Below are 23736 nucleotides of genomic sequence, written 5' to 3' on the forward strand. Positions count from 1 at the left end.
GGCGCTGCAGATGTCGAGGTGGTGGCTGACGGGACTGGCCATGGTCACCTCCCCTGGACGCACGAACGGTGCCCGACCGACACGAATCGGGGGCACCGTCCGTGACCGGACAACGGACCGGCTACAGGTTGCGCTGGCTGCGATCGCGTGGCGCGTCGCGCTGGGCCGGAGAACGTGAGCCGTCAGATGCGGACCCGGTGCTCGTACCGGACGGTGACGCTCTGAACTTCGACGGCGCGGTAGCCGGTGACCTGGGCGGTCACGACGAACGTGCGGGGTCCTGTTCGCTTTCCGTTCTGGGTGATGCTGCCGTGGCAGCACAGGTCCCCTCCGGTGCGGGCTGTGTCCATCTGCCACCTCAGGCCGGTGGCGGCTCGGGGGATGCTGAACTTGTAGGTGACCTTCGCGAAGGAGCCGCCGTAGCAGTCGAGGTCGGCTGTGTCGTCGTACTCGTCCCAGAAGACGGAGCAGGCGCCACGCGTCGCTGCACGGCCCGCGTACCCGCTCTTGTAGAGACGCGCACGCTTGGTCACGATCTCCGACTTCGCTGTCACTCGCGTCGCTGCGACCGCGGTGTCCCCGGCAGCGGTGCGGGCGACGACCTGCACGCGGTACCGTCCGGGCGCGACCTTCTTGCCGCCGTTCGTGAGGCCGTTCCACACGAGGTCGTTGGTGCCGCTCCACTGGTACGTGGGGCGGAACGTCCGGACGAGGCGCCCGCGCGAGTCGGTCACGCGTCCTGAGACGGTGGCCTCTTGGTTGAGTCGATAGCTCAGCCCCACCGTGTCCTGGTAACCATCTCGGACCAGTGGGTAGAAGACGGTGCGGGACGGACGTAGGCCGACAAGTGCGATGCGCCTCTCCACGATGGTCACCAGGGAAGCCGAGGAGTACTCCGGGTACGAAGAATGGGTGACCTCGATCCAGTAGCGGGCGTGCTTGTCGACGGGCGGGAACTCGACGACCTTGGCTTCGCGATTCCAGTTGTAGACGTCCTGGTACTCGTCATAGACGGTGTCGCCGGATTCGTTGTCGTCGGCGTGACGGCTGACCCTCACGGCGTACGGGCCTTCCGGCGCGTTGCTGAAGTCGATGGCGATCGACCCGAACTGCGACGCCGTGAGGAACGACCCGGCGCTGGGAGACGTCACTCGAGGTCCGCCGTGCTGGTCACCGTCCACGTCGAAGTACACGTTGTTGCCTCCAACGCCCGGGTCTCGGGGGAGCGCGTGCGCCATGCACTGTCGTAGCGTCGGCACCTGGATGGGGGGCAGAGCCCACTCCTTGATGGTCGCGCTCCCGTCATGGGTGTACTGCTCGGTCCAGAAGTAGCCCTCGTCGTTGCCTTCGCTCGGGCACGTCACCCGCATGTAGAAGAACGAACCCGCGGGCACACCCGAGAAGTCGACCCGCAGCGGGCCAGTCCACCCGGTCGGCTTCGGAGCCTCGACGTGGCTACCGACCGGGCTCAAGAACACGGGATAGGTCGGATCGGCAGCCGCGCTCGGTCCCACGCTCAGGGCTGTGGCGACGAGCGCCAGCGCAAGGGCGTGCAAGATCTTGACCACGTGAAGGCTCCCGAGTACGGCGGTTTGGTGTGGCACCATCATCAACGAGTTCGAGGACCGGCGCCGCCGATTGGCCGAGCCCGCACCCTGCTGTCTCTAGCGGCGCCCTGATCGCGAGCAGCGAGGACGTCGGTCACGTCGTAGAGCTGACGACCGTGCTCGCCACGCCCGCGGCACCTTCCCTCGATCGGTCCACGTGCGCACGGTCCCGGGCGACGAGGTAGCCGCCGGCTCGCCCCCACGCGCGCCTGGGTGGCGCTGCCGGTGCCGAGCGGGGCGGGGCTACGACGTCGCCCACGACGCCGACAGGGCCGTTTGGGGGGCCGCGCACGCAGGCCGGGCCGCGGGCCTCTTCCCCCCTACGGGTGGGCCGAGCCCCGCGCGGGCCGTGGTGGGGTCGGGCACCGAGCCGTCGTGGGGTGGTTCGTGATGCCTGAGGAGGCCAGCGCGACCCGTGTGGGACTTCATCGTCGAGCGACGTGAACAGATCGCCTACAACACCTTCCAGCACTTCAACCTGGTGATCCAAGCCGTCCTCGTCGCCACCGTGGTCGGCGTGCTGCTGGCGGTGCTGATCGTGCGGACACCGCAGCTGCAGGGCGTGGCCAACGCGCTGAGCGCCATCGGCCTGACCATCCCGTCGTTCGCGCTGGTCGGGCTGCTGCTGCCGGTCTTCTCGATCGGCGCGTTCACCGCCTTCATCGCGGTGGCCTTCTACGCCGTGCTGCCGGTGCTGCGCAACGCGGTCGTCGGCCTGCAGCAGGTCGACGCGACGCTGCTGGAGTCGGCGCGGGGGATGGGGATGAGCGGGTTCGCCGTGCTCTGGCGGATCCGCCTGCCCCTGGCCTGGCCGGTGATCCTGGCCGGCGTGCGCATCTCGATGCAGATGTCGATGGGCGTCGCCGCGATCGCGGCGTACGTGCTCGGGCCCGGGCTCGGGGGCTACATCTTCAAGGGCCTCGCCCAGATCGGCGGCGCCAACGCCGTCAACTACGCCCTCGTCGGCACGCTGGGGGTGGTCGTGGTCGCCCTCCTGGCCGACGCGCTGCTGCTCCTGCTCGGCCGGCTGACCGTCTCGAAGGGGATCCGAGTCGCATGACCACCGACAAGACCGTGGAGCCGACCACCGGGGACACCGGGGACACCGGCTCGATCAGCGGCGCCGAGATCGTCCTCGAGGACGTCGTCAAGCTCTACCCCGGGCAGAAGACGGCGGCGGTCGACTCGCTGTCGCTGACCATCCCGGCCGGCGAGATCGCGATGTTCGTCGGGCCGTCGGGGTGCGGCAAGACCACGTCGCTGAAGATGATCAACCGACTCATCGAGCCGACGTCCGGCACGATCCGGATCGGTGGCGAGGACATCCGGGGCAAGAGCGAGTCCGAGCTGCGGCGCAAGATCGGCTACGTGATCCAGGGCGGCAGCCTGTTCCCGCACATGACGGTGGAGAAGAACATCGCGATCGTGCCCAAGATGCTCGGCTGGGACGCCCAGCGCATCGACCGGCGCGTCGACGAGCTGCTCGACCTGGTCAGCCTCGACCCGGCCAAGTACCGCCAGCGCTACCCGCGCGAGCTGTCCGGCGGCCAGCAGCAGCGCGTCGGTGTCGCGCGCGGCCTCGCCGCCGACCCGCCGGTGATCCTGATGGACGAGCCGTTCGGCGCCGTCGACCCGATCACCCGGCAGCGGCTGCAGGACGAGCTGCTCTCGATCCAGCGCGAGCTGCGCAAGACCATCGTCTGCGTCACCCACGACATCGACGAGGCGATCAAGCTCGGCGACCGCATCCTGATCCTCCAGGAGGGCGCGCAGGTCGCCCAGTACGACACCCCCGAGGCCATCCTCGCCGCGCCGGCGAGCGAGTTCGTCGAGGACTTCATCGGCGCCGGGTCCTCGCTCAAGCAGCTGAGCCTGGTGCGGGTCTCCGAGGTCGAGCTGCGCCAGACGACGTCGGCGACGGTCGGCGAGCCGGTCGCCGACGTCCGCAAGCGTGCCGAGGCCAACGGCGACCGCTCGGTCGTCGTGCTCGACCAGCGCGGCCGACCGGTCGGGTGGCCCTGGCTGCGCCAGCTCAAGGGCGACGTGGTCCTGGAGCCCACGGGCGACCTGGTCAGCATCGACCTCCGCTCCACGCTCAACGACGCCCTCGACACCATGCTCACCTCGAGCCACGGCGGCGCGGTCGTCACCGGCGACCGCGACCAGTACCTCGGCGTCGTCGTCTTCGACGCCGTGACCGGGCACATCCGGTCGCTGGAGGAGCAGGCCGGTGAGTGACCTCAACACGGCTTCCCAACGCTCGGTCGAGGCACCGACCGGGCGGCGGGACAAGAGCGGTCGGTTCGACCGCGAGACCGTGCTGATGCTGGTGCTCCCACCGGTCCTGGTGGCGGTGGCCTTCATCGGCTACGTCGTGTGGCGCCAGAACGCGACCCTGACCGACGCCGAGCTCCAGCAGCTCGGCTGGTCGCAGGTGTGGGACCTGATCTGGCAGCACGTCAAGCTGACCGTCGTCGCCTCCGCGCTGGTGGTGGCGATCGCCGTCCCGCTCGGGGTCCTGGTGACCCGCGGTCCCGCGCGGCGGCTCTCGCCGTTCATCGTCGGGTTCGCCAACGCCGGGCAGGGCGCGCCGGCCATCGGCCTGATCGTGCTGCTGGCGATCTGGCTCGGCTACGGCTTCTGGACCGCGGTGGTCTCGCTGACCCTCTACGGCCTGCTGCCGGTGCTGCGCAACACCATCACCGGTCTGCAGGGTGTCGACCCGACCCTGGTCGAGGCCGGCCGCGGGCTGGGCATGTCGTCGGTCTCGGTGCTGCTGCGGATCGAGCTCCCGCTCGCCGTCCCGGTGATCATGGCCGGCGTCCGGACCGCGCTGGTGCTGGTGGTCGGTGTCGCCACGCTGGCGACGTTCATCGGCGCCGGAGGTCTCGGCGCCATCCTGCAGACCGGCATCTCGCTGTTCCTGCCCAAGCTGATGGTGGCCGGCGCCGTGCTCGTCGCCCTGCTCGCGCTGCTGATCGAGTGGCTCGGTCGGGTGCTCGAGCTGGCTGCCCGACCGAAGGGACTGTGAGCCGGTGGACCCCGTGCGTGGCGCGTCGCTGCGACGCCGTACCGCCCTGACCGCGGCCGGGCTGCTGGTCCTGGTCACCACCGCCTGCGGTCTCGGCACCGCCGGCGGCCGGGTGCCCGAGGCCGACCTGGCCGGTGACCTGGCCGAGAAGCCGCGCCTGGACGGCGTCGAGATCGCCGTCGGGTCGAAGAACTTCTCCGAGAACGTGCTGCTCGGCAAGCTGGCGCTGATCCTGCTCAAGGCGGCTGGCGCCGAGGTGGAGGACCTGACCAACATCCCGGGCAGCGCCGCCGCGCGGCAGGCCCACCTCGAGGGCGACATCGACGCGATGTGGGAGTACACCGGCACCGGCTGGCTGGTCTACCTCGGGAACCCCAAGCCGATCAAGGGCTCGGAGGAGCAGTACGAGGCCGTCCGCGAGGAGGACCTCGCCGAGAACGGGCTCACCTGGCTGCCGCCGGCGCCGATGAACAACACCTACGCCTTCGCGATCACGGCCGAGAGCAAGGAGAAGTACGGGATCTCCACGCTCTCGGAGATCAAGAAGGTCCCGAGGGCCGAGCGCACCTTCTGCGTCGAGTCCGAGTTCGCCAACCGCGCCGACGGACTGCCGGGGATGCTGAAGACCTACGGGCTCGGCGGCAACGAGGTCCCCGGCGAGAACGTGCAGACCTACCAGACCGGCGCCATCTACGACGCGACCGCGAAGGGGGAGTGCGTCTTCGGCGAGGTGTTCACCACCGACGGCCGGATCGTCGCCCTCGACCTCCAGGTGCTCGAGGACGACAAGGCGTACTTCCCCAACTACAACGTCTCGCTGGTGGTCCGCCAGGAGGTCGCCGAGGAGCACCCCGAGATCGAGGAGCTCCTGGCCCCGGTCACCGAGATGCTCACCGACGACGTCCTGAAGCGCCTCAACGCCGAGATCGACGTCGACGGCCGCGAGCCCGAGGACGTCGCGCTCGACTGGCTGCGCGACGAGGGTTTCGTGGAGTGACGCAGGTGACACCCCGTGGTGGTCATGTCACCGAACCGTGGCAGCGATGTGTCATCGGTGTGGACGTGCCGAGCATCCCGGCCCCGTAGTGTTCTGGTTGTCGGCAAACGAAGGCCAGACCGGGACACCGGGACTGGCGCGCGGAGCCGGCAGACATCGGGAGGACCTGCTCGACGCAATCTGGGGGGATGGCGTCTTGAGCGGGTCCTCCTGTCTTTTTCCCGGGCGGTGGAGGCCGGCCGCAACGAGAACACGTTCTAGTTCCGCGCTACCCTGTCGACCGTGACTCCCACCTCGACCCCGGCCGTCGACGGCTGGTTCACCACCGGCGACGAGCCGCGGCTCCTCGCCTCGCGGTGCGCCACCTGCGGCGACGTCGTGTTCCCGCCCGTCCCGGCCGAGGCCGCCGCGTTCTGCCGCAACCCGCGGTGCGACGGTGACGCCGTCGAGCCGGCGGAGCTGTCGCGCCGCGGTCGGGTGTGGTCCTACACCGACGCGCAGTACCAGCCGCCCCCGCCGTACGTGCCGCCGCAGGCCGAGGGGACGGCCTACGAGCCGTTCGCGCTGGCCGCGGTCGAGCTGCCCGAGGGGATCGTCGTGCTCGGCCAGGTCGCCCACGGCTACGGCGTCGCCGACCTGCGGGTCGGGGCCGAGGCCGAGCTCGTCGTCGAGACGCTGTACGCCGACGAGTCCGGCGAGCGCACCACCTGGCGCTGGAAGCCGGTCACCGAGCTCGGCGAGGAGGCCGACCAGTGAGCGGCGTCGTGGTCGCGGGCGTCGGGATGCACCCGTGGGGCAAGTGGGGCCGCAGCTTCGTCCAGTACGGCGTCCACGCGGCGCGGGCGGCGCTCGCCGACGCCGGCGTCGCCTGGGACGACGTCCAGCTGGTCGTCGGCGGCGAGACGGTCCGCAACGGCTACGGCGGCTACGTCGCCGGCTCCACGTTCGCGCAGGCGCTGGGTTGGAACGGCGCCCGCGTCGCCACGTCGTACGCCGCGTGCGCGACGGGCGCGCAGGCCATCGACACCGCGCGCGCCCGGATCATGGCCGGGCTGTGCGAGGTGGCGCTGGTGGTCGGCGCCGACACCACGCCGAAGGGCTTCCTCAAGCCCAACGCGGGGGAGCGGTGGGACGACCCCGACTGGCTGCGGTTCCGGCTGCTCGGGATGACCAACCCGATGTACTTCGCCCTCTACGCCCGCAGGCGGATGGACCTCTACGGCGCCACGCCGGAGGACTTCGCGGCCGTCAAGGTCAAGAACGCCCGGCACGGCCTGGCCAACGACAACGCCCGCTACCGCAAGGAGGTCACCGTCGACGACGTGCTGGCCTCGGCCGTGGTCAGCGACCCGCTGCACCTGCTCGACATCTGCGCCACCTCCGACGGTGCCGCCGCGGTCGTGCTGGTCAGCGACGCCTACGCGGCCCGCCTCGGCCTGGCCGACCCGGTGCGGGTCGCCGCCGTCTCGACGGTGACGCCGACGTTCCCCAACACGGTGCTGGACATGCCGATGCTGGCCACGGACTCCACGGCGGCGGTGTCGGAGCCGGAGCACACGTTCAAGGAGTCGATCGCGCTCGCGGCCTACGAGGAGGCCGGGATCGGGCCCGGCGACGTCGACGTCGCCGAGGTCTACGACCTGTCCACCGCCCTCGAGCTCGACTGGATCGAGGACCTCCAGCTCTGCGGGCGCGGCGAGGCCGAGGTACTGCTGCGCGCCGGCGACACCACGATCGGCGGCCGCATCCCGGTCAACCCGTCCGGCGGGCTGGCCTGCTTCGGCGAGGCCGTGCCGGCCCAGGCGCTCGCGCAGGTCTGCGAGCTCACCTGGCAGCTGCGCGGCCAGGCGACCGGGCGCCAGGTCGAGGACGCCCGCGTCGGCATCACCGCCAACCAGGGCCTCTTCGGCCACGGCTCCGCGGTGCTGCTCGCCCGCTGACGGTGGTCGAGGAGGTCGCGCCGGCAACCGCGACCCGCGTCATGGGCGCCGTACGACGACCGGTCACCGACGGTGGTCGAGCCGCGGGGACGAAGTCTCCGCGAGTCGAGACCCCCGCAGGGTGCGCACCTCGCCGGGTCTCGACTCGGGCTCGCTGGCGCTCGCCCGGCTCGACCAGCGTCATGGGCCGTCGTACGACGGGCGGTCAGCAACGGTGGTTGAGGAGGTTGCGCTGGCAACCGTCTCGAAACCACCGTCAGGGTGGGCACCTCGCCGGGTCTCGACTCGGGCTCGCTGGCGCTCGCCCGGCTCGACGAGCGTGGATCACCGACGGTGGTCGAGCCGCGGGGACGAGGTCTCCGCGAGTCGAGACCCCCGCAGGGTGGGCACCTCGCCGGGTCTCCACTCGGGCTCGCTGGCGCTCGCCCGGCTCGACCAGCGTGGGTCACCGACGGTGGTCGAGCCGCGGGGACGAAGTCTCCGCGAGTCGAGACCCCCGCAGGGTGGGCACCTCGCCGGGTCTCCACTCGGGCTCGCTGGCGCTCGCCCGGCTCGACCAGCGTGGGTCCGACGGTGGTCGAGCCGCGGGGACGAAGTCTCTGCGAGTCGAGACCCCCGCAGGGTGGGCACCTCGCCGGGTCTCGACTCGGGCTCGCTGGCGCTCGCCCGGCTCGACCAGCGTGGGGTCGTGGCGTCGTGCGGCGGGCTCGGGGTCAGCGCTGCACCAGCGCGAAGACACCCCAGCCGAGGTACTCGCGCTGGTAGGTGACGTGCTGCACGGGTGAGGTGTCGAGGTCGGCGCGCATCTCGGCCCACAGCGGGTCGTCGGGGTGGGCGTCGAGCCAGCGCCGGGTGCTCAGCCACTGGGCGGCGACGTAGCCGTCCCAGTCGTCCTGGTCGGCCAGCACCATCTGCACCAGGTCCCAGCCGTGGTCGCCGAACGACCGGACCAGGTCGGGCAGCGGGTCCCAGGTCTCGCGCGACTCGGCGTGGCAGCCGCGCACGACCTCCTCCGAGTCGGGCTCCCGGCGCCAGTAGGGGTGCCCGACCAGCACGGTGCCGCCGGGGCGGAGCACCCCGGCCAGCAGGTCGACGGTGCCGAGCAAGCCGTCGCCGATCCAGGTGGCGCCGAGGCAGGCCGCCACGTCGACGGGCGCGTCGTCGTACACCGCGACGTACGCCGTCGCCTCGCCGTGCACGAACGTCACCCGGTCGCTGACCCCGAGCTCGACCGAGCGGGCGACCGCGGCGGCGGTGAAGTCGCTGCTGAGGTCGACCCCGGTGCCGCCCACCCGGTGGTCCCGGGCCCAGGTGCACAGCATCTCGCCGGACCCCGAGGCCAGGTCGAGGATGCGCGCACCCTCGGGCAGCCGGAGGACCGTGCCGAGCCGGGCGAGCTTCTCGGGACCGAACGGGTCGTGGATGCGGTGGTCGGCCTCACGGACGACGAACGGGCGCGGGATGTCCATGCACCCATCCGACCCCACCCGGCGCCGCGGGCGCACCCCGGTTACGGTCGGGTGGGTGAGCCAACCACCGCCGGAGGTCCTCGACCTGTTCGCCGTGCCGGACGACGTGGAGCCGCTCCCGGGCGGCCAGGGCCACAGCTTCCGCGCCGGCGACCTGGTGCTGTCGCCGGGACGCGACGCCCGGGTGGCCGCGTGGCTCAACCCGGTCCTCGCGCGCCTCTCGGTGCGCCTCGACGAGGACGTCGCCCGGCGTCGCCGCGACCTGCGGGTCGCGCTCCCGGTGCCGGCCCGCGACGGGTCCTGGGTGGTCGACGGGTGGGGCGCCACCCGCCACGAGCCGGGCACGGTCGCCTGCCGCGACCTCGACGTCACGCTCGCCGCCGGGCGGGTGCTGCACGCCCGGCTCGCCTCGACGGTGCGCACGCGTCCGTCCGACCTGGCCTGCCGCAGCGACCGCGGGGCGCGTGCCGAGCGCCTGGCGTTCGGTCCCGTGCCCGACCTGGTCGCCGCCGCGGCCGGTACGCCCGGGGCGACGGTGGTCGGCTCCGCGGTGCGCGGCCTCGACGACCGCGACCTCGGGCCCGACCAGCTGGTGCACGCCGACCTCGCCGGCAACGTGCTGCTCGACGGCGACGGGGCGCCGCTGGTCATCGACGTGGTGCCGGCCTGGCGGCCGCTGCTCTGGGCGGAGGCGGTCGCCGTCCTCGACTCGGTGCTCCGGTACGACGCCCCGCGCGAGGTGCTGACCGGGTGGACGCAGGGCGAGCGGCGACAGGCGATGCTGCGGGCGGTCGTGTGGCGGGCGCTGGGCGACGAGCGCCCCGGCCCGGGCTACGGCGAGGTGGTCGCCGTCGTCGCGCCCACGTAGAACCAGCGACCGGCGCGCTGCTCGAACACGCTGCGCTCGTGGAGCCGGCCCGGCTCGCCGAGGCGCTCGAACGACGCCGTGAACTCCACCTCGGCGTCCGTCGCGTCGTGGACGACCAGCCCGGTCCAGCGCACGTCGGGGTCGGGGGTGACGCTGAGCGGGCGGGTGCGCGGGTGCCAGGTGCGCCAGACGTAGTTGCTGTCGCGGGCGGCGTACGCCGCGTAGCGCGAGCGCATCAGCTCCTCCGGCGTCACCGCCTGGGCCGCGCCGCGGTGCAGGCGCCCGCAGCAGGCGTCGTACACCGTCGCCGATCCGCAGGGGCAGTCCGGGCGCAGCGTCGTCACTGCGTCACCACCCGGAAGACCTGGTGGGTGCCGGGCAGGCCCTTGAGCCCGACCTCGCCCATCTCGACCAGCCGCACCGCGGCGTCGTCGTCGAGCGCCTCGGCGACGGCGCTGGTGGCCAGCACCTCGCCGCCGGTCGCGAGCGCGCCGACCCGCGCCGCCATCGCGACGTTGCGGCCGAAGTAGTCGCCGTCCTTGGAGACCACCGGCCCCGTGTGGATCCCGATCCGCACCCGCAGCGGCGCCACGACGCGCAGCATCGGGTCGAGCGTGCGCCGCAGGTCCTTCTGCACGCCGACCGCGGCCCGGCACGCGGCCTCGGCGTCGCGGAACGCGATCATGAAGCCGTCGCCGACGCTCTTGACGACCTGCCCCCGGTAGCGCTCGACGCGCGCCCGGACCAGGGAGTCGTGCGCGGCGAGCACCCGGACCCAGGTGTCGTCGCCGACCCGTTCGTTGAGCAACGTGGAGTCCTCGATGTCGGAGAACACCAGCGTCACCCGCCCCTCGACGTCGGCGAGGTGCACGACCTCCTGCTTCTCGGTCTCGGCCCACGTCTGGAGGTCCTCGATCGAGGCCGCGAGCAGGCCGGAGAGCCCGTGCTCCCGCACCTTGCTGGCGGTCTTGACCACCCGTCGTACGGCGCGCTCGGTGGCGGTCGACGCCGGTCGCGGCCGCAGTGCGGTGCTGAGGTCGGCCTCGAGCTGCTCGATCCGGGTCGCCTGCACGGCGAGCGCGTCCTGCTGGCGCCGGACCCGGACCACCAGCACGACCGTCGCCACCGCGAGACCGAGCGCGAGGCCGACGACGGCGAGCAGGGCCCAGACCACGCCCGGACTCTACGCGTTGGCGGGCGTCAGCCCGTACGCCTCCTCGAGCCGGGCGAGCTCCGCGCCGGAGTAGACCGCGATGCGCTGCAGGCTGGGCACCGAGTCGCGGCAGCCGGTGTAGCCGACGTTGAACTCACCGGCGTAGCTGACCGCGGTGATGTTGAGCGCCTGGCCGTTGAAGAGCAGGCTGACCGGGAAGATCTCCTCCATCGGCGACCCGTCGAGGTAGCGCTGCTCGGCCGGGCCCGGCACGTTGGAGATGACCAGGTTGGACGCCGGCCGCCCGCGACCGCCCACCCCGAGCAGGGCCTGGGTCAGGAACGGCGCCATCAGCACGACGGTGTAGGCGTCCATCGCGGACTGCCCGACGCCGGGCAGCCGTTCCTTGCCGAGCCGGGTGGAGGCCTTGACGGCCTCCAGGCGCTCGCCGGGGTCGGGCACGTCGGTGCCGAGCCGGGCGTAGAGGAACGTGACGGCGTTGCCGACCCGGGCGCCCTCGTGGGCCCGCACCGAGACCGGCACGTTGGCGGTCAGCGACTCGGCCGGCAAGGCGTCGATCCCGAGCAGGTACTGCCGCAGCGCCCCGCCGCACACCGCCAGGAACACGTCGTTGAGGCTGCCGTCGGCCGCCTTGGCCAGCGCCCGCAACCGGTCGATCGGGTAGTGCTGGGTGGCGAACCGGCGCGGGGTGTGGATCCGGCCGTTGAGGATCGACTTGGGCGCCCGGAACGGCGCAGCGCGGTCGGGCGCGGTGGGGCCGGTCAGCGTCTCGGCGTACGTGCGACCCAGCGACCCGGCGATCGCGGTGCCGGCCCGCAGTCCGCTGCCCACCAGCCCGGCGAGCCCGCCGCCGGGCTCGGCCCGGACCAGCTCGGCGGTGCGCTGGGCCGGCCGGGTCGGCTGGGTCCCGGACTGGTCCGGACCGTGGGTGCCGACCGCCCACGGCGGCAGCATGTCGCGCGCGTCGGGGTCGACCGAGAGCATCCGGCGCAGCATCCGGACGCCGCCGACGCCGTCGACCTGGGAGTGGTGGGCCTTGAGGTACAGCGCCCAGCGGTCGACGCCGTCCTCGTCCCGGAGACCCTCGATGACGTGGCACTCCCACAACGGGTAGCGGCGGTCCATCTTGGAGGAGTGCAGCCGCGAGACCAGCACGCCGAGCTCGCGCTGGTTGCCCGGCGCCGGGAGCGCCGAGTGGCGCAGGTGGTAGTCGAGGTCGAGCGCGTCGTCGGGCAGCTCCACCCAGCTCGGCACGGGCAGCTTGCTGAACAGGAAGTTGTACGGCGCCGCGAACGTCCGCGCGGAGCGCCAGCGCTCCACCAGGTCGGAGACGAACGTCGGCCGGTCCTCCGGCACCCGGAACGTCGCGAGCATCCCGACCTGCATCGGCGTGCGGTCGCTCTCGGCGAACAGCCACGCCGAGTCGTTGGTCTTGAGCAGCTTGCGGACCACGTGGTCCCCCCTTTGCGGCAGCGGCGCGTGCGGCCACCTGCCCGCACCCTAACGAGCGGGGAGTGGCGGTCGTCACGTCCGAAAGGACGGGAGCCGGGAGCGCCTCGCGGCGCCCCCGGCTCCCACCTCGTCCCGTGTCAGATCCCGGTCAGCGCCGGACGGTCACCCGCCAGGTCGTCGCCGAGGACACGACGTCGGCCGTACCGGCGTAGACCACCCGGACCGACTTCACGCCGGCCTGGGCGAAGCGCGGCAGCCGCACCTCGGCCACGCCGTCGGCGCCCACGCGGCCGCGGGCGATGACCTCGCCGGCGCGCTCGACGCGGACCGGTCCGGCGACCGGCACGCCCGGCGCGGCGACCTTGACCCGCAGCACCGCACGGGTGCGGGCCGCGGGCCCGGTGGTCCGCACGACCTGAGGCGTCTGCCCGACGACCCTGGTGGTCGAGGCCGCCTTGGTGACGGTCACGGTCCGCGGCTCGGAGGTGGCCTCCGCGGCCAGGTCGTCGCCCTCGTACGTCGCCGTCACCGTGCGCACGCCGGCCCGGCTGAACGGCCCGAGCACGAGGGACGCGGTGCCCTCGTCGTCGAGGCGGGCGGTGACGCTCTCGGTGCCCGCGGTCACCGTGACCGTGCCGCTCGGCGCCAGGAACGCGTTGGCCGACGTCACCGCCACCGAGGCCCGCACCGTGCCCGAGCCGGCCCGCACGCTGCCGGGCTCGACCGACAGCGTCACCGACGACGGCGCCGGGGTGCCGTCGAAGTCGACGTCGGCGATCCACTTGCGGAACCGCTGGTCGCCGGGGTCGGCCGGGTCGTAGCCGCGCTCGACGTTGCCGGCGGTGTCGGTGGCGTACCAGAAGATCGGCGTCCCCTCGTCGACGGTGAGCAGCTCGCCGTCCTCGCGGACGCCGTTGGGCTCGTAGACGATCCCGTTGTCGGCCGTGGGCCGCGAGCCGTCGAGGGTGTAGCGGATCTCGGCCGACTCGTCGGTGGCGAAGGTGACGTTGACCTTGCCCTCGGTGGAGCTCTCGGTGACCGAGACCGACGACGACGGCGCGTCGGCGTCCCGCTCGAGGTCGAGGGCGACCCGCATCAGCTCGACGAGGCCGTTGGCGTACTCCATGGTCTCGTCGTGCGCCGAGGCCCCGGTCGGGCCGGTCGTGCTCTCGAACGGCGGCTGGAAGGTGGTGCCGACCTCGAAGTTCCAGGCGTAGAGGCCGTGCTTGTACCAGTTCATGTCACCGGAGTTGCCGGCCGCGGAGTAGAGCACGTCGGAGGTGACGCCGGTGCGCGCGGGCGTGACCGACATGCCGCGGTGCCGCTTGATCGCGGTCAGGATGCGCGAGGAGGCCTGCCAGAAGTAGCTCTCCTCCTCCAGCGTCGGGCGGGGGGCGGAGATGCGGCCGGGCAGCTTGTAGGCGCCCGGCGACCACATGAAGTAGTTGCCCGAGCTGTGCATGTTCATCGAGAACCGCATGTTGTCCTTGCCAGCGACCCAGTCGACGTTCTTCGACTCCGACTCCGACAGCTCCGCGGGGCCGGAGTACACGTCGCTGGTGCAGACGTCCGAGGCGCCGTCGTAGCCGTCGAGGCGGCTGTACTGGTCGTAGTTGCGGTTGACGTCGACGCCCCAGGCGTTGCGCGCCCCGACGTCGTAGGCGCCGGTCGGCTCGCAGTAGCGCTTCATGTTGCGGCGCTGCGAGGCGAAGTCGAAGAACGAGTAGTGGCCACCGTCGGGGTTGACCGACGGCATGATCCAGACCTCGAGGTTGTCGACGAGGTCCTTGGTGGGCCCGTGCGAGGCGTAGTTGCGCAGCAGCCGCTCGGCCGCCTCCACGGTCACCAGCGGCGGCACCCACTCGCGGGCGTGCTCCTGGGCGTAGGCGAAGACGCCGGGCTTCTGCCCCTCGGGTGCCGACCCGATGCGCAGCGCGTAGACGGTGTGCGGCTCGCGCGAGACGTACGCCGGGGCGTTGAGGTTGTCGTCGAGCCCGACCAGCCGGGTCGGGAGGACGACGCCCGCGCCGTCGCTGCCGCGGTAGGTGTACGCCGACAGCAGCTGCGACGCCCGCGGGTGGGCGTTGAGGGCGGCGACCACGGAGGCCGCCGTGCTCGTCATGGCGCCGGTGGGGTCGGTGGCCGAGCTGATCTGCACGCTCTTGCCGGCCACGGTGATCGTCAGCTCCTGGTCGGCCGCGCGGGGGTCGACGACCTGGATGGAGACGTCGTCGCCGCCCTCGTGGCCCCAGGCGACCGAGTCGACGCCGACGCGCTGGTTGTCGGACACCGGCGTCGCCGGCACGAGCCGGCCGGTCGGGGCGGTCAGGCTGCGCACGGTGGCGCCGTCGGCCTGGGAGATGCCGACGACGGGGATGGTCACCGGGGCGGGGATGTTGCCCGGCGACTGCGGCGCGCCGGCGACGTTGTTGGCGACGACGACGGCACTCGCGCCGGCGGCCTGGGCGTTGGTCGCCTTGTCGGTGAACGTGCACTCACCACGGGTGACCAGCGCGACGGCCCCGGCGGTGAAGTCCTGCAGCGGGCCGCAGCCCATCTCGGGGGTGGCGTTCGGCCAGGCCGGGTTGGCTGCGGCGCGCACGGTCTCGATGGCGGTGGCCGGCAGCCCGCCCGGCGGTACGGCGCCGACCGCGCCGGAGCGCGGCACGTAGGTGAGCTCGCCCGCGGGCCCGGCCGCGCTGCGGAGCACGATCCGGTTGCCCGGCGGGTCGAGGAGCGCCTGCGACTTGCGGCGGTAGCCGTTGGTCTGGTGCGGCAGCTCGACCAGCTCGGCGAGCTCGGGGAAGTCCGCGGCGAGCTGGGTGATGCGGTCGTAGAGCTGCGTCGGGTCGTGGTACTTCCGGACGAAGTCCTCCTGGTAGCCGGCACCCTTGAACGGGTCGCCGCCGTCGGTCGGGAGCCAGTCGCGCACCGTCGCCTCGGCGACGTCGCCGCTGGGGCTCGTGATCCGGATCCGGTCGGGCCGCACGGCAGCCGCCGGCTCGCCGGTGGTGGCCACGGGCGCCGCGCCGCGGTGGTAGAGGTAGACGCCGGCGTCGACGAACCGGACGATGCTCTGGGTGCCGCCGCTGCCGATCTCGGTGCCGGGCCCGCTGTCGCGCTCGACCACGAGGGGCGTCGTCGACGTGCCGCCGTCGGCCCACTTGGCCTCGACGGAGAGGTAGCCGACGCCGAAGCTGGTGTAGTAGTCGGCCCGGATGATGCGCACGTCGGAGACGTCGGGGTTGGTGGCGCGCTGGGCGAAGGCGCGGTTGGCCGCCCGCGCCGCCGACTGGGTGGCGGCGCGCTCGGCGATCGCGGCGCGCGCGTCGTCCTCGGTCCAGACGACGTCGCCGACGGCGAACCCGAGGTCCTCCAGCGTGGCGATCTCGCCCGGCGTCACCACCGCGCGGACGTCGAGGTGGTCGCCGTGCCGCTCGACCCCGTGGTCGAGGTCGACGCCGGTGGCGACGAGGCGGTCGAGCTCGGCGGTGTCGGCGACCTCGACGACGGCGACGACCGGCTCCTCGTCGGCACGTCGCTCGAGCAGCGGCGCGTCGTCGGTGGGGGCAGCGGCCTGCCGGGCGTTCGGCGCGGGAGCGGCCGAGCCGGACGGGACCGCGAACGCGGCCAGGCCGGGGGCCAGCAGGACAGCGGAGAGAGCGACGAGCCGTCGTCGCAGCGGCAGGGACGATGACATGCGGGTCCTTGGAGGAGGTGCGGAGGTCTGGCGTCACGGCGCGGGTCGACGACCGGGCAGCAGCCGGCGCGCGAGATGACCTGCACCGGCGACGCATGTCGGGGTGCACTGTCAGACAACCTGGGGTGGTCCGCTGATCCGACCAGGTGACGGGGGCCACGTCAAGGAGCAGTCTTGTCCGAGCTGGTCACGGTGTGCCACTACTTGCCAGGGCGGGGTGTGGCGGCGGCGGGTTGTCGTTGTCGAGCGATCGCGCGGGAACGGCAGATCTCGGGGCGCGCGATCTGCCGTTGCCGCGCGATCGCGCGGGAACGGCACCCTCCCCGGGCCGCCGGCAACACCCGCCAGCCGCGCGTTGGAGCGCTGAGTAGCGTGGAAAGTGTGACCTCCGCTCCCACCCTCTCGACCGTCGGTGACCTCCGCGCGTCGGGCCACGTCCACAAGCCGCTGCGCACCGAGATCCGCGACAACCTGCTGGCGAAGCTGGGCTCCGGCGAGGACCCCTGGCCCGGTCTGCACGGGTTCGGCGCGACCGTGATCCCCCAGCTCGAGCGGGCGCTGATCGCCGGGCACGACGTCGTCCTGCTCGGCGAGCGCGGCCAGGGCAAGACCCGGCTGCTGCGCACCATGGTCGGGCTCCTCGACGAGTGGACGCCGGTCATCGCCGGCTCCGACCTCGGCGAGCACCCCTACGAGCCGCTCACCCACGAGTCGCAGCGGCGGGCCGCCGAGCTCGGCGACGCGCTGCCGGTCGAGTGGCGCCACCGCGCCGAGCGGTACGCCGAGAAGCTGGCCACGCCCGACACGTCCGTGGCCGACCTCATCGGCGACGTCGACCCGATGAAGGTCGCCGAGGGCCGGTCGCTGGGCGACCCCGAGACCATCCACTTCGGCCTCATCCCGCGCTCCCACCGGGGGATCGTGGCCATCAACGAGCTGCCCGACCTCGCCGAGCGCATCCAGGTCGCCATGCTCAACGTGATGGAGGAGCGCGACATCCAGATCCGTGGCTACGTGCTGCGGCTCCCGCTCGACGTCCTCGTCGTGGCCAGCGCCAACCCCGAGGACTACACCAACCGCGGCCGGATCATCACCCCGCTCAAGGACCGCTTCGGCGCCGAGATCCGCACCCACTACCCGACCGAGCTCGACGCCGAGATCGCCGTCGTCCGGCAGGAGGCCGAGCTCCCCGCCGACCTGGTCGACGTGCCCGACCACCTGGTCGAGGTGCTGGCCCGGTTCACCCGGCTCCTGCGGGAGTCGTCGGCCGTCGACCAGCGCTCCGGCGTCTCCGCCCGCTTCGCGATCGCCGGCGCCGAGACCATCGCCGCCGCCGCCATCCACCGCGCCGCCCGCCAGGGCGAGGACGAGGCGGTCGCGCGCGTCGTCGACCTCGAGACCGCGGTCGACGTCCTCGGCGGCAAGATCGAGTTCGAGACCGGCGAGGAGGGACGCGAGCACGAGATCCTCGCCCACCTGCTGCGCACCGCGATCGCCGAGACGGTCCGCGCCCACCTGCGGGGACTCGACTTCTCTCTGCTCGTCGACGTCATCGAGGGCGGCGCGATGGTCACCACCGGCGAGCAGGTCACGGCCCGCGACTTCCTCATCGGCCTGCCCGTGCTGGGCGAGTCGGAGCTGTACGACGAGATCTGCGACCGGCTCGGCGCCACCAACGACGGCCAGCGCGCCGGCGCCATCGAGCTCGCGCTCGAGGGCCTCTACCTCGCCCGCAAGATCGGCAAGGACTCCGACGGGGCCGAGACGGTCTATGGGTCCTGATCGGGCGCTCGAGAAATCCCCGGCTGGCCGGGGAATCCGACCGTTGTCAGGGGAAGTTCCCCCTGCCGACGGTCAGAACCCCCGGCTGGCCGGGGAATCCGCAGACGACCGGACAGGCCCCACCCCATGACCGACACCCGCCGCTCCCGCTTCAAGAAGTACGCCGGCGGCGACCCGCTCGCCGCGCCGGTCGACCTCGCCGAGGCCCTCGACGCGATCGGCGAGGACGTGATGGCCGGCTACAGCCCCGAGCGGGCGATGCGCGAGTTCCTGCGCCGCGGTGGTCGCGACCAGGCCGGCCTCGACGAGCTGGCCCGCAGGGTCGCCGAGCGGCGGCGCGAGCTGCTGCGCGAGCACGACCTCGACGGCACCCTGCGCGAGGTGCGTGAGCTGCTCGACAAGGCGGTCCTCGAGGAGCGCAAGCAGCTGGCGCGCGACGCGATGATGGACGACACCGACCGGGCGTTCCGCGAGATGCGGATGGACAACCTGCCGCCGTCGGCGGCCGCGGCGGTCTCCGATCTGGGCGACTACGACTGGCAGAGCCCCGAGGCGCGGGCGGCGTACGAGGAGATCAAGGACCTGCTCGGCCGCGAGCTGCTCGACCAGCGCTTCGCCGGCATGAAGGACGCCCTCGAGAGCGCCACCGACGCCGACCGGGCCGCCATCAACGAGATGCTCGGCGACCTCAACGAGCTGCTCGACAAGCGCAGCCGGGGTGAGGACACCCCCGAGGACTTCGCCGACTTCATGGACGAGCACGGCGACTTCTTCCCCGAGGACCCCGAGACCCTCGACGAGCTGCTCGACGCGATGGCCCAGCGCGCGGCCGCCGCCCAGCGGATGCTCAACTCGATGACCCCCGAGCAGCGGCAGGAGCTGATGGAGCTCTCGGCGCAGGCGTTCGGGTCGCCCGAGCTCATGCAGCAGCTGGGCCAGCTCGACGCCAACCTCCAGGCGCTCCGTCCCGGCGAGGACTGGGGCGGGTCCGAGAGCTTCGACGGCGACCAGGGCCTCGGGCTCGGCGACGGCACCGGCGTCCTGCAGGACCTGGCCGACCTCGACGAGCTCGCCGAGCAGCTCGCCCAGTCCTACAGCGGCTCGCGGATGGACGACGTCGACCTCGACAAGCTCGCCCGTCAGCTCGGCGACGAGGCCGCCGTCGACGCGCGCACCTTGCAGGACCTCGAGAAGGCGCTGCGCGAGAGCGGCACCCTCCAGCGCGGCTCCGACGGGCAGCTCAAGCTGACCCCCAAGGCGATGCGCCAGCTCGGCAAGGCCCTGCTGCGTGACGTCGCCCAGCGGATGTCGGGACGGCAGGGACAGCGCGAGATGAACAAGGCCGGCGCGGCGGGGGAGCGGTCGGGCGCCACCCGCGCCTGGGAGTACGGCGACACCGAGCCCTGGGACGTGCCGCGCACGATCCTCAACGGCGTGACCCGCCGGGCCGGCGACGTCGCCGGCGTGACCGGGCCGCGGCTGACCATCGACGACGTCGAGGTGCAGGAGACCGAGGCGCGCACCCAGGCCGCGGTCGCGCTGCTGGTCGACACGTCGTTCTCGATGGCGATGGACGGCCGCTGGGTGCCGATGAAGCGCACCGCGCTCGCGCTGCACACGCTGATCCGCAGCCGGTTCCGCGGCGACCACCTGCAGCTGATCGGCTTCGGCCGGCACGCCGAGGTGATGGACATCGAGGAGCTCACCGCGCTCGACGCCCGGTGGGACAAGGGCACCAACCTGCACCACGCCCTGCTGCTCGCCAACCGTCACTTCCGCAAGCACCCCAACGCCCAGCCGGTGCTGCTGATCGTCACCGACGGCGAGCCGACCTCACACCTGGAGAGCAGCGGCGAGGTCTACTTCTCCTACCCGCCGCACCCGGTGACCATCGCCCACGCCGTGCGCGAGCTCGACACCGCGCGTCGGTTCGGCGCCCAGACGACGTTCTTCCGGCTCGGCGACGACCCCGGCCTGGCGCGCTTCATCGAGCAGATGGCACGTCGCGTCGACGGGCGGATGGTCAGCCCCGAGCTCGACGACCTCGGCGCCGCCGTGGTCGGGTCCTACCTCGGCTCCCGCGACGCCGGCCGTCCCGGCGGCGCGACCGGCACGGGCGGCATGAGCGCGATGCGGTCGGCGTACGGCGACTGGTTCGGCGACCGGGGCTACTGGGTCGACGACTGACCGCGCCCCCGGCGGCGCCGGGAGTCGCAGGTGACGGCCACCGTCGCGGGGACGCCCACTCTGCGGTGGAAAAAAACTGGCGGCGGAGGCGGCCCGGCCGCAGAGTTCCACCTCGTGCGTACGCCGTTGACCGTCCTGGTCGTCTCGTCCCTCCTGCTCTCCGGGCTCGTCCCGGCACCGGTCGACGCCGGCTCGCCCCGGCCGCGCGCCGACCTCGTGGTCTCCGCCGCGAGCGCTCCGGCGCAGGTGCGGCAAGGAGACGCCGTCACCGTAGTTGCGAACGTGCGGAACTCCGGCCGGGCCACGGCGGGGCGGTCGACGCTCGCCTTCCGGCTCTCCCGCGACCGGCGCGTGGGCGGCGACGTCGCCCTGCGGCCGGCGCGGGTGCTGCCGCGGCTGCCCCGTGGCCGGACGTCGCGCACGACCACCCGGGTGACCGTGCCGATGTCGGCGACGCCCGGGCGCTACTACCTGCTCGTCTGCGCCGACGCCGGCCGCAAGGTCAAGGAGCCGAGGGAGGGCAACAACTGCCGCGCGACCCGGCGCGTCACCGTGGTCGAGCGTCCCTCGAGCCACGACCTCATCGAGGCCGACGTCGCCGCCGGCCGGATCACCGCCGAGCAGGGTCTCGTCTACCAGGTCTTCTCCGACTACGGCGACCCGCGGCTGCCGGTGCGCTACCGGGGTCCGGCCGAGTCGCTGGGCCACGGGGCGCTCGCTGACGCCGCTCAGCAGTGGCACGGGCTCACCCGGGCCACGCAGCGGACGGTCCGGCCGTTCCTGGTGCCGCCCTTCTACGCCGGCAGCCACTGGTCCCCGGGGGCCGCCGCGGCGTCCCGGGTGGCGCCCTCGTCGGCCGGTCGAGCGCTGGACGCGCCGTGGTGCCTGGGCGGCGACGGCGTGGAGCCGCTCTACGAGACCTGGGACCACGTCGACTCGGTGGACGGCGCCGTCCGCATCTGGTGGCTCGCCGACAACCCCGGGGACGCCGTCACCGCCGGCCACTACCTGCAGCTGCTCGAGGGCAAGATCCTGCCGGCCCTCACCGGCCTGATGGGCCGCGGTCCTCTCCCCGACGACGACGGGCCCTGCGACGGTGGCAGCGACGGCATGGACATCACCCTGGTCGACGCGCGCACGGCGACGACGTACGCCGACGGGTCCTGCGATGACGGCACCTCGGCCCACATCCTGTTCCCCCGCGACCCCTCCCGGGTCGGGTGGACCGCCGGTGACCCCTACCTCGCCCACGAGGTGATGCACGCGATCCAGTTCGCGTTCCCGATGGCCCAGGACTGCAACGACTACAAGTGGGTGCAGGAGATGACGGGGCAGTGGGTGCAGGACTACGTCACCGACCCGGCGTACGGCGTTGGGCTCGGCCCCGACGACACCGAGCACGGCGCGGCGGACGAGTACCTCGAGTTCCCCGGTGTGCCGCTGGACGTGTCGAAGCCACCCGTGCACCACGACTACGGCGACTACCTCTTCACCCAGTGGGTCGTCCGACGGACCCACCCGTCGTTCGTCAAGCACGTCTGGGACGCCGTGGGTACCCGCGGACCGAAGGAGGCGGTCGACCACGCCTTGCCAGGGGGCTTCGAGGCCACCTGGGACGAGTTCGCCCTCTCAGCGTGGAACCGGGCGCCGGTCGAGGACTTCGCGAGGTGGGACGGCCTGCCCGACGGCGCCAAGCTCTCGGGGCAGATCCCGGTCACGGTCGGCGCACCCGGCGAGCCGACGGTGCCGGTCAAGCACCTGGCCAACCAGTACGCCTTCGTCCCCCTCGACGAGAAGGTCAAGGAGCTGGAGGTCGTCAACGACCAGGCGGCCAACCCCGACGCCACCGTGCGCGCGGTGATCACCTACGACGACGGCACGTTCGCGGTCAAGGAGCTCGAGGAGGCCATCACGGTGCTGTGCATCGACGACGGCACCCGGCGGGTCGTCGACCTCGTGCTGATCTTCTCCAACGCCGACCTGGAGCAGGCGGTGAGCTTCGAGCCGGTCCTGCGGGGCAGCGCCACCTGCGGCTGCCCGACGACGACCGCGTCCCCCGACCTCGCCACGTCACCGGCTGCCCGGGTCGCCCCGGTCTGCGGCAACGCCAACGTCTCCTGGACCTGGACCGACGACTACGGCGGCGACGAGTTCACCGGCCACGAGAAGGGAAGCGGCAGCCTCAGCCTGGGGCTGGTCGCCGACCCTCGGCGCCCCGGCCAGTACGTCAGCGCCCCCGGGTCGTCGTACCAGGTGAGCGAGGAGGAGCACCACACCTGGTACCGGGACGCCCCGCAGGGCTGCGGTGATGTCCACACCGTCATCACCCAGGTCGGGAGCGGCGTCATCCCCGACGGGGACGGCTTCGCGGTCAAGGACCCGCAGCGAGGGACGCTCGACCTCTCCACGCTGCTCGCCCTCGACGTGACCCGCACGCTGCACGAGGAGGTGACCTGCTTCGACACCACCGACGAGGTGAAGCAGTGGTTCACCTTCATGCCCGAGTGCGAGCCCAAGGTGCCGGGCACCTCGCCGAGCCAGCGCTACGGGTTCAAGGAGACCGCCCCGGGGTCGGGGACCTGGACGTTCACGTGCAGCGGGTCGGTGACCTACGTCGACGCCAACGACAGCACGCACGTGCTGACGTCCACCGTGGACGGGACGCTCACCCTGCCACGCTGACCCCGGCGAGCACCGTCGCCAGCTCCTCGACCCCGTCGACGATCCGCGGGCCGGGGCGCGCCCACATCCCGTCGGCGTCGACGGCGTGCACGTGCACCCCGTCGGGCAGCAGGCCGGCGGCGACCAGGGCCTCGGCCTGCGCCTGGGCGCCGGCCCGGTCGTAGCCGCACGGCGCCACCACCACGACGTGCGGCCGCGCGTCGTGGACGGCGTCCCAGAGCACCCGCACCGACTTCTCGCCCGCGGCCCCGAGGACGCACTCGCCGCCGGCGAGCTCGACCATCTCGGGGATCCAGTGGCCCGGCGCGTACGGCGGGTCGGTCCACTCCAGCACCACGACCCGCGGCCGCGGGCCGGCGCCGACCCCGCGGCGTACGACGTCGAGGCGGGCGCGCAGCGAGGCGACGAGGGCGTCGGCCTCGTCGGCCCGGCCCACCGCCGCCCCGAGAGTGAGCACCGACTCGAGCACCTCCTCGACCGTGTGCGGGTCGAACGTCGCCACCTCGGCCGTGCAGCCCAGGTGGGCCAGCGCGTCGTCGACGACCGAGACGTCGACCGCGCAGACCGCGCACAGATCCTGGGTCACCACCAGGTCGGCGTCGAGCCCGGCGAGCGCGCCCTCGTCGAGCCGGTAGAGGTCCTCACCGCGGGAAACCGCCGCCGCGACGTGGGCGTCGATCTCGGCGGGTGTGAGGCCCGACGGCAGCGACGTGCTCGACACGATCGTCCGCTCGCGGGCCTGTGCCGGGTGGTCGCACTCGAACGTCACCCCGACCACGTCGTCGCCCGCGCCGACGGCGAACAGGATCTCGGTGGTCGAGGGCAGCAGGGAGACGATCCGCACCGG

At 72.8% G+C, this 23736-nt stretch carries 17 protein-coding genes; 10 read left to right on the plus strand and 7 right to left on the minus strand.

All coding sequences use genetic code 11. From position 1 onward, the window contains the following. Nucleotides 1-182 precede the first annotated feature (182 nt). Nucleotides 183-1568, minus strand: coding sequence for a FlgD immunoglobulin-like domain containing protein (locus AC4MBH_RS11745; RefSeq protein ID WP_491795049.1), 1386 nt, complete (start codon nucleotides 1566-1568; stop codon nucleotides 183-185). 454 nt (nucleotides 1569-2022) lie between these two features. Between AC4MBH_RS11745 and AC4MBH_RS11750 the strand changes: the two genes are divergently transcribed. From AC4MBH_RS11750 to AC4MBH_RS11775, 6 genes are all read left to right on the plus strand, one after another. Further along, nucleotides 2023-2667, plus strand: a complete 645-nt coding sequence (locus AC4MBH_RS11750) for an ABC transporter permease (RefSeq protein ID WP_491795050.1) — start codon at nucleotides 2023-2025, stop codon at nucleotides 2665-2667. Further along, nucleotides 2664-3845, plus strand: a complete 1182-nt coding sequence (locus AC4MBH_RS11755; protein ID WP_491795051.1) for an ABC transporter ATP-binding protein — start codon at nucleotides 2664-2666, stop codon at nucleotides 3843-3845. The genes AC4MBH_RS11750 and AC4MBH_RS11755 overlap by 4 nt, the downstream gene beginning before the upstream one ends. Beyond that, on the plus strand, nucleotides 3838-4638 hold the full coding sequence (locus AC4MBH_RS11760; RefSeq protein WP_491795052.1) for an ABC transporter permease: 801 nt from the start codon (nucleotides 3838-3840) through the stop codon (nucleotides 4636-4638). Before AC4MBH_RS11755 ends, AC4MBH_RS11760 begins: the two co-directional genes overlap by 8 nt. A 4-nt stretch (nucleotides 4639-4642) precedes the next feature. Beyond that, entirely contained in the window at nucleotides 4643-5635 is a 993-nt protein-coding gene (locus AC4MBH_RS11765) for a glycine betaine ABC transporter substrate-binding protein (protein ID WP_491795053.1), read from the plus strand. A gap of 282 nt (nucleotides 5636-5917) precedes the next feature. Beyond that, on the plus strand, nucleotides 5918-6391 hold the full coding sequence (locus tag AC4MBH_RS11770) for a Zn-ribbon domain-containing OB-fold protein (protein WP_491795054.1): 474 nt from the start codon (nucleotides 5918-5920) through the stop codon (nucleotides 6389-6391). Continuing rightward, the gene (locus AC4MBH_RS11775) at nucleotides 6388-7575 is read left to right on the plus strand and encodes a lipid-transfer protein (RefSeq protein ID WP_491795055.1); all 1188 of its coding nucleotides are present in this window, start codon (nucleotides 6388-6390) and stop codon (nucleotides 7573-7575) included. Before AC4MBH_RS11770 ends, AC4MBH_RS11775 begins: the two co-directional genes overlap by 4 nt. Nucleotides 7576-8288: 713 nt before the next feature. Here the strand turns inward: AC4MBH_RS11775 and AC4MBH_RS11780 are convergent. Continuing rightward, nucleotides 8289-9044, minus strand: a complete 756-nt coding sequence (locus AC4MBH_RS11780) for an SAM-dependent methyltransferase (RefSeq protein WP_491795056.1) — start codon at nucleotides 9042-9044, stop codon at nucleotides 8289-8291. A gap of 55 nt (nucleotides 9045-9099) precedes the next feature. On the opposite strand from AC4MBH_RS11780, the gene AC4MBH_RS11785 reads away from it, so the two are divergent. Beyond that, entirely contained in the window at nucleotides 9100-9912 is an 813-nt protein-coding gene (locus AC4MBH_RS11785; RefSeq protein WP_491795057.1) for a hypothetical protein, read from the plus strand. On the opposite strand, the gene AC4MBH_RS11790 is transcribed toward AC4MBH_RS11785, so the two are convergent. The 4 genes from AC4MBH_RS11790 to AC4MBH_RS11805 all read right to left on the minus strand — a co-directional run bounded on the left by AC4MBH_RS11790 (nucleotide 9876) and on the right by AC4MBH_RS11805 (nucleotide 16238). Then, a complete protein-coding gene (locus tag AC4MBH_RS11790; protein WP_491795058.1) occupies nucleotides 9876-10256 on the minus strand; it encodes a YchJ family protein in 381 nt (126 codons plus the stop codon). The two genes, AC4MBH_RS11785 and AC4MBH_RS11790, sit on opposite strands and share 37 nt — an antisense overlap. Continuing rightward, the gene (locus AC4MBH_RS11795) at nucleotides 10253-11086 is read right to left on the minus strand and encodes an adenylate/guanylate cyclase domain-containing protein (RefSeq protein WP_491795059.1); all 834 of its coding nucleotides are present in this window, start codon (nucleotides 11084-11086) and stop codon (nucleotides 10253-10255) included. The genes AC4MBH_RS11790 and AC4MBH_RS11795 overlap by 4 nt, the downstream gene beginning before the upstream one ends. A 9-nt stretch (nucleotides 11087-11095) precedes the next feature. Continuing rightward, nucleotides 11096-12538, minus strand: a complete 1443-nt coding sequence (locus tag AC4MBH_RS11800; protein WP_491795060.1) for a WS/DGAT/MGAT family O-acyltransferase — start codon at nucleotides 12536-12538, stop codon at nucleotides 11096-11098. A gap of 148 nt (nucleotides 12539-12686) precedes the next feature. Continuing rightward, a complete protein-coding gene (locus tag AC4MBH_RS11805) occupies nucleotides 12687-16238 on the minus strand; it encodes a M14 family zinc carboxypeptidase (RefSeq protein WP_491795061.1) in 3552 nt (1183 codons plus the stop codon). A 381-nt stretch (nucleotides 16239-16619) separates the two neighbouring features. On the opposite strand from AC4MBH_RS11805, the gene AC4MBH_RS11810 reads away from it, so the two are divergent. The 3 genes from AC4MBH_RS11810 (at nucleotide 16620) to AC4MBH_RS11820 (ending at nucleotide 22889) form a co-directional block, all read left to right on the plus strand. Then, nucleotides 16620-18020, plus strand: a complete 1401-nt coding sequence (locus AC4MBH_RS11810; RefSeq protein ID WP_491795062.1) for a magnesium chelatase ATPase subunit I — start codon at nucleotides 16620-16622, stop codon at nucleotides 18018-18020. A gap of 126 nt (nucleotides 18021-18146) precedes the next feature. Continuing rightward, the gene (locus AC4MBH_RS11815; protein ID WP_491795063.1) at nucleotides 18147-20207 is read left to right on the plus strand and encodes a vWA domain-containing protein; all 2061 of its coding nucleotides are present in this window, start codon (nucleotides 18147-18149) and stop codon (nucleotides 20205-20207) included. Nucleotides 20208-20321: 114 nt separating this feature from the next. Next, nucleotides 20322-22889, plus strand: a complete 2568-nt coding sequence (locus AC4MBH_RS11820; protein WP_491795064.1) for a CARDB domain-containing protein — start codon at nucleotides 20322-20324, stop codon at nucleotides 22887-22889. On the opposite strand, the gene AC4MBH_RS11825 is transcribed toward AC4MBH_RS11820, so the two are convergent. Beyond that, nucleotides 22873-23733, minus strand: a complete 861-nt coding sequence (locus tag AC4MBH_RS11825) for a cobalamin-binding protein (RefSeq protein WP_491795065.1) — start codon at nucleotides 23731-23733, stop codon at nucleotides 22873-22875. The two genes, AC4MBH_RS11820 and AC4MBH_RS11825, sit on opposite strands and share 17 nt — an antisense overlap. Nucleotides 23734-23736: the final 3 nt, after the last annotated feature.

The organism is Nocardioides sp. WJ219 (assembly GCF_058559815.1).